Origin of the sequence: Streptomyces sp. NPDC000229 (assembly GCF_040300825.1) — a bacterium.
Classification (GTDB): domain Bacteria; phylum Actinomycetota; class Actinomycetes; order Streptomycetales; family Streptomycetaceae; genus Streptomyces.
In genome coordinates this window covers 1-6,494 of sequence record NZ_JBEPEL010000150.1, presented here as the reverse complement: position 1 = coordinate 6,494, position 6,494 = coordinate 1, and the positions used below count along the sequence as shown (strand labels likewise).

Annotated in this window: 6 protein-coding genes and 1 pseudogene; all 7 read left to right on the top strand. The window is 68.2% G+C overall.

The genetic code is table 11. The features are described from left to right. The coding region (locus tag ABT360_RS34980; RefSeq protein ID WP_351825741.1) for a CDP-alcohol phosphatidyltransferase family protein at nt 1–438 on the top strand (438 nt) is incomplete at its 5' end. A 117-nt stretch (nt 439–555) separates the two neighbouring features. Then, entirely contained in the window at nt 556–3,051 is a 2,496-nt protein-coding gene (locus ABT360_RS34975) for a mannose-1-phosphate guanyltransferase (protein ID WP_351825739.1), read from the top strand. A 102-nt stretch (nt 3,052–3,153) separates the two neighbouring features. After that, nucleotides 3,154–4,083: a DUF881 domain-containing protein gene (locus tag ABT360_RS34970; RefSeq protein ID WP_351825737.1), complete on the top strand. Its 930-nt coding sequence runs from the start codon at nt 3,154–3,156 to the stop codon at nt 4,081–4,083. Then, nucleotides 4,080–4,412: a small basic family protein gene (locus ABT360_RS34965; RefSeq protein ID WP_064068997.1), complete on the top strand. Its 333-nt coding sequence runs from the start codon at nt 4,080–4,082 to the stop codon at nt 4,410–4,412. Before ABT360_RS34970 ends, ABT360_RS34965 begins: the two co-directional genes overlap by 4 nt. Nucleotides 4,413–4,417: 5 nt before the next feature. Further along, nucleotides 4,418–5,206 (top strand): DUF881 domain-containing protein, encoded by a 789-nt coding sequence (locus ABT360_RS34960; RefSeq protein WP_351825734.1) that lies wholly within the window; start codon nt 4,418–4,420, stop codon nt 5,204–5,206. A 163-nt stretch (nt 5,207–5,369) separates the two neighbouring features. Beyond that, on the top strand, nt 5,370–6,311 hold the full coding sequence (locus ABT360_RS34955) for an FHA domain-containing protein (RefSeq protein ID WP_444852379.1): 942 nt from the start codon (nt 5,370–5,372) through the stop codon (nt 6,309–6,311). 17 nt (nt 6,312–6,328) lie between these two features. Further along, nucleotides 6,329–6,494: pseudogene (locus tag ABT360_RS34950) on the top strand (MerR family transcriptional regulator); the annotation flags it as partial.

Here is a 6,494-nt window from a genome sequence, read left to right as displayed (position 1 = left end):
CCTCGGGGCCGGCGGCCCTGGGTCACGTGTAGGGGGAACCGTTGCAGCGCCGCCGACCCCTGCGGGGACGACCCGGCGGCCGACCGGCTCTACATCCTTTCCACTCTTCTCGGTCTGACATGGCGTGAGATCCTGCCGCTCTGGCTGACCATGGCTCTTTTGGCTCGTGAGCTGATGCTGCTGGTGATGGTGGGAATCCTCCGCCGGCACGGGTATCCGCCGCCGCAGGTGAACTTCCTGGGCAAGGCGGCGACGTTCAACTTGATGTACGCGTTCCCGCTCCTCCTGCTCAGTGACGGCAGTGGTTGGCTTTCGTCACTCGCTGAAGTTTTCGGGTGGGCGTTCGCCGGATGGGGTACAACACTCTATTGGTGGGCAGGGATCCTGTATGTGGTCCAGGTCCGCCGACTTGTCAAGGCGGACACCGTGGCCGATTGAACCCGACTGTCCGGTGCAGTGCAGTCATTGCCAGTGCCTGTTTGTTGTGAGCGGACCACTGTCCCGGACGGGTGAAGTCGGCTTGACCGTCGTCTCTGCAAGGAGGACGCTTCCGACATGAAGGCCGTCGTAATGGCCGGTGGCGAAGGAACCCGACTTCGCCCCATGACCTCGAGCATGCCCAAGCCGCTCCTGCCGGTGGCCAACCGGCCGATCATGGAGCACGTGCTACGGCTGCTCAAGCGGCACGGGCTCAATGAGACCGTCGTGACCGTGCAGTTCCTCGCCTCACTCGTAAAGAACTATTTCGGTGACGGTGAAGAGCTCGGCATGGAACTGACCTATGCCAATGAGGAGAAGCCACTCGGTACTGCGGGGAGTGTCAAGAACGCAGAAGAGGCACTCAAAGACGATGCCTTTCTCGTCATCTCCGGTGATGCCCTCACTGATTTCGATCTGACCGACCTCATCGCGTTCCACAAGGAAAAGGGCGCGATGGTCACGGTGTGCCTGACCCGCGTACCGAACCCGCTGGAGTTCGGCATCACCATCGTGGACGAGGAAGGGAAGGTGGAGCGCTTCCTGGAGAAGCCCACCTGGGGCCAGGTCTTCTCCGACACGGTCAACACCGGTATCTACGTCATGGAGCCCGAGGTCTTCGACTACGTCGAAGCGGATGTTCCGGTCGACTGGTCCGGTGACGTGTTCCCGCAGCTCATGAAGGAAGGCAAGCCGATCTACGGCTATGTCGCCGAGGGCTACTGGGAGGACGTCGGCACCCACGAGAGCTACGTCAAGGCGCAGGCCGACGTGCTCGAGGGGAAGGTGGACGTCGAACTCGACGGCTTCGAGATCTCTCCCGGTGTGTGGGTCGCCGAGGGTGCCGAGGTGCACCCGGACGCCGTTCTCCGAGGGCCTCTCTACATTGGCGACTATGCCAAGGTCGAGGCCGGTGTGGAGATCCGCGAACATACTGTCGTCGGCTCGAACGTGGTCGTGAAGAGCGGCGCTTTCCTGCATAAAGCGGTTGTTCACGACAACGTCTACATCGGGCAGCACAGCAACCTTCGTGGCTGTGTGATCGGCAAGAACACCGACATCATGCGGGCCGCTCGGATCGAGGACGGCGCCGTGATCGGTGACGAGTGCCTCGTCGGTGAAGAATCGATCGTTCAGGGCAATGTCCGCGTCTATCCGTTCAAGACCATCGAGGCCGGCGCGTTCGTCAACACCTCGGTGATCTGGGAGTCGCGTGGGCAGGCGCATCTCTTCGGGGCGCGCGGTGTCTCCGGGATCCTGAACGTCGAGATCACGCCGGAGCTGGCGGTACGGCTGGCGGGGGCGTACGCGACGACGCTGAAGAAGGGGGCCACGGTCACCACTGCTCGTGACCACTCCCGAGGCGCGCGGGCGCTCAAGCGTGCCGTGATCTCGGCGCTGCAGGCCAGCGCCATCGACGTACGCGACCTGGAGAACGTGCCGCTGCCCGTCGCGCGGCAGCAGACGGCGCGGGGAAGCGCCGGCGGCATCATGATCCGGACGACGCCGGGTGTGCCCGACTCGGTGGACATCATGTTCTTCGACGAGCGGGGCGCCGACCTGTCGCAGGCGGGGCAGCGGAAGCTGGACCGGGTCTACGCACGCCAGGAGTACCGGCGGGCGTTCCCGGGCGAGATCGGAGACCTGAGCTTCCCCTCCAGCGTCTTCGACTCGTACACCGGGTCCCTGCTGCGGAATGTCGACACGTCCGGGGTCGCCGACGCCGGCCTCAAGGTCGTTGTCGACGCCTCCAACGGAAGCGCCGGGCTCGTGCTGCCCAGCCTTCTCGGGCGGCTCGGGGTGGACTCGCTGACGATCAACCCCGGTCTGGACGAGTCGCGGCCCACCGAGTCCGCAGAGTCCCGCCGTGCGGGGCTGGTGCGGCTCGGGGAGATAGTGGCGTCGGCGCGTGCGGCGTTCGGGGTGCGGTTCGACACGGTCGGCGAGCGGCTGTCGCTCGTCGACGAGCGCGGCCGGATCATCGAGGACGACCGGGCACTCCTCGTGATGCTGGACCTGGTGGCCGCCGAGCGGCGCAGCGGGCGCGTGGCGCTGCCGGTGACGACCACCAGGATCGCCGAGCAGGTCGCGGCGTACCACGGCACGCAGGTGGACTGGACGACGACGTCTCCGGACGACCTGACCCGGGTCGGGCGCGAGGAGTCGACGATCTTCGGTGGCGATGGCCGCGGTGGGTTCATCGTTCCCGAGTTCAGCAGCGTCTTCGACGGTACGGCGGCGTTCGTGCGGCTGATCGGGCTGGTGGCGCGTACACAGCTCACCCTCAGCCAGATCGACGCGCGCATTCCGCGGGCGCATGTGCTGAAGCGGGACCTGGCGACGCCGTGGGCCGTCAAGGGCCTGGTGATGCGGCGGGTCGTGGAGGCGGCCGGGGACCGGCACGTGGACACGACCGACGGCGTCCGCGTCGTCGAGGCCGACGGCCGCTGGGTGATGGTGCTGCCCGACCCGGCGGAGGCCGTCACCCATCTGTGGGCGGAGGGTCCGGACGACGCGTCCGCGCAGGCACTGCTGGACGAGTGGGCGGCCGTGGTGGACAGCGCGGGCCGCTGACGCCGACGTGAAACGGTGTGCCGGGAGGTGCCGCACGGCGCCTTCCGGCACACCGGTGGGGCCATTCGGCGGTAGCCCCTCCGACGTGCGACGATGTGCGGCATGTCGCAGCAGCCCCCCGTTCGGAGCACCGGCTCCCCGCCTTCTCGTCCCGACGCGTCCATGTCGCTGCTGACCAATGTGATGGACCACGCGCTCGACGACGGGTACGCGGAGGCCTCGGCCCGCAGGGCCGCCGAGGGCGGCGGCCTGCCCCGTACGCTGCGCGCGAAGCTGGGGCTGGCGGCCGGCCTCGTCCTGGCCGCGCTGGTGGTCACGCTCGGTGCCGCCCAGGCGCAGATATCGGCACCGGTGGTGGCGAAGGAGCGCGAGGAGCTCATCGACCGCATCGAGTCCGAGACGTCGGCGGCGGACCGCCTCGAGAAGGAGATCGAGGGGCTGCGCGCAGAGGTGGGGGAGCGGCAGCGCAAGGCGCTGGAACAGCACGGTGGGGACCAGGGGCAGCTCGTCGCGCTGCTGTCGGGGGCGACGCCGGTCCACGGGCCGGGCGTCAAGCTCGTCGTCGACGACGCCAAGGACACCGACGCGGGTGGCGGCGGGCCGCGGGAGAGCAGTGGCTTCGCCGATACGGGCCGGGTCCGCGACCGTGACATGCAGCGGGTCGTCAACGGGCTGTGGCAGGCGGGTGCGGAAGCCATCGCCATCAACGGGCAGCGTCTGACCGCCCTGTCGGCGATCCGCGCGGCGGGCGACGCCATACTGGTCGACAACAAGCCGCTGGTGCCGCCGTACACGGTGCTGGCGGTAGGGGACGGAAAAAAGCTGAGCACCACGTTCCAGGACAGTGCCGACGGGCAGTACCTGCACGTGCTGCAGGAGAACTACGGTATCCGCACCAGCATTTCGGACCAGGGCGAGGTGCGTCTGCCGGCTGCGCCGAGCCTGATCGTACGTACAGCACAGCCGGGCAACGCCGGAACCGGAACGGGTGACGGGCAGGGCACGGCCGACACTGGGAAGGGCACATCTTGATCGCCGTACTGGGCCTCGTCGTGGGAGTCGTGGTCGGACTGTTCATCCGGCCCGAGGTGCCGGCGGTGGTCGAGCCCTATCTGCCGATCGCTGTCGTGGCCGCCCTGGACGCCGTCTTCGGCGGCTTGCGGGCCATGCTCGACGGGATCTTCGTCGACAAGGTCTTCGTCGTCTCCTTCCTGTCGAACGTCGTCGTGGCCGCGTTGATCGTGTTCCTCGGCGACAAGCTGGGCGTCGGCGCACAGCTCTCCACCGGTGTGGTGGTCGTGCTCGGCATCCGGATCTTCTCCAACGCCGCCGCCATCCGGCGGCACGTGTTCCGGGCGTGAGGCCGATGAGCAACGAAGAGACACCGAACCCTGCACCCGACCCCACTGCTGCCCCAACGTCGCGGCCGGAGCCGCAGACCGGTCGGCAGAGGCTGATCGCGGGCCTGTGGCCGCCGCGCGTCACACGGGCGCAACTCATCGTGGCCGTGCTGCTGTTCGGGCTGGGTCTGGGCCTGGCCATCCAGGTCCGTTCGACCAGCGACACCGGTGCCCTGCGGGGCGCGCGCCAGGAGGACCTGGTGCGCATCCTGGACGAGCTCGACGACCGTACGCAGCGCCTGGAGGACGAGAAGGCGCGCCTGGAGGACCAGCGCACGGAGCTGGAGACCAGTTCCGACCAGGCGGAGGAGGCGCGCAAGCAGACGCTGGAGAAGGAGCGGCAGCTGGGGATCCTGGCCGGTACCGTGGCGGCCCAGGGGCCCGGCATCACGCTCACCATCGGCGACGGCGCCGGTGCGGTCGAGTCCGACATGCTGCTCGACGCGATCCAGGAACTTCGGGCGGCGGGCGCGGAAGCGATCCAGGTGAATGGCGTCCGGGTCGTCGCCGACTCGTACTTCTCCGGTGACGCGGGAGAGATAGAGGTGGACGGCAAGAGGATCGAGGCACCGTACCGCTTCAAGGTCATCGGGAAGCCGCAGGACCTCGAACCGGCGCTGAACATCCCGGGGGGCGTCGTGCAGACGCTGGAGAAGGAGCAGGCCACAGCCACGGTCGCGCGGTCGCAGAAGATCGTCGTTGACGCCTTGCGACCGGCGGAGCGGCCTGACTACGCTCGGTCGTCATCGCAGTGAGGCGGGGGTACATGGGGGACACGCGGCCAGGGGCCGTCTTCGGTGGCAGGCCGGACCGGGGAGCGGGGTCCGGGGTACGGGGACGTAGGGAAACCGGAAGACGGGTGCCAGGACGTGAGGTTGCGGGGGGTCGGCGCATCACACATGTGGTGCGTGATGGAAACTGTCCGGAGGATACGGACGTTGTGATGGTGTCCGGGTCGGCAGGTGTGTTCATTCAGGGTTCGTCCTGCCCCACGGGCGGGTCTGTTTCGTTCAAGGGGAATCGCCCGTGAAGTTGTTTGCGAAGTTGTTCGGAAAGAGCGCACGCGAGGACGGCAGCAACACTGCCAAGCATCGCGTGTCGCGCCATGGCCAGACCGAGGAGCAGAGCGGCGAGCGCCCGCTCTTCCGTGATGAGGTCGCGGGCCCGGGTGGTGACATTCCGGGGGCCCAGGGCGCGTCTGTTGACCCTGCCGGTCCCGGCCGCATAGGTTTCGGGGAACCATCAACCTCGAGTACGGGTGGAGGGTTTACGCCCGACCCGTACGCGACGAGCGCCCACGCGGGCCAGCCGCGGCAGGAGGATTCGTCCATGCCGGTGTGTACGAGGTGCGGGCACCGCAACGCCGAGGCGAGCCGGTTCTGCTCCAACTGCGGTGCGCCGCTGCGCGGGGGTGCCCCCGCCGAGCGCGCGTCCGAGACGACGTCGACGATCTCGATCTCCGGCCTGGAGGCGTACGACTCCGAGGTCACCGGCCAGACGCAGCTGCCGTCGCTGTCTCCCGAGGCTCAGGCGGCCGTCGAGGCGCTGCCGCTCGGTTCGGCGCTCCTGGTGGTGCGGCGCGGTCCGAACTCGGGCAGCCGCTTCCTGCTCGACAGCGACCTGACCACGGCCGGGCGCCACCCGCAGAGCGACATCTTCCTGGACGACGTGACCGTGTCGCGACGTCACGTGGAGTTCCGCAGGTCGCCCGACGGCAGCTTCACCGTCTCCGACGTCGGCAGCCTCAACGGCACCTACGTCAACCGGGAGCGGATCGACTCGGTTCCGCTGTCGAACGGCGACGAGGTGCAGATCGGCAAGTACCGGCTGGTCTTCTACGCGAGCCAGCGGGGCGTGTGACCCGGCAGGGGAGGCCCATGCTGCGAACCACGACGGGCGGTGCCGGCAACGGCACCGCCGGCGCGGCCGATCAGCTGGTGAGCATCGGGACGGTGCTCAATCAGCTGCGTGAAGAGTTTCCCGAGGTCACGATCTCCAAGATCAGGTTCCTGGAGGCGGAGGGGCTCGTCGAGCCGCAGCGGA

Excerpts from the sequence above, each read along its gene's own strand:
- ABT360_RS34975 (WP_351825739.1), top strand. The coding sequence starts at position 556 with ATGAAGGCCGTCGTAATGGCCGGTGGCGAAGGAACCCGACTTCGCCCC.
- ABT360_RS34970 (WP_351825737.1), top strand. The coding sequence starts at position 3,154 with ATGTCGCAGCAGCCCCCCGTTCGGAGCACCGGCTCCCCGCCTTCTCGT.
- ABT360_RS34960 (WP_351825734.1), top strand. The coding sequence starts at position 4,418 with ATGAGCAACGAAGAGACACCGAACCCTGCACCCGACCCCACTGCTGCC.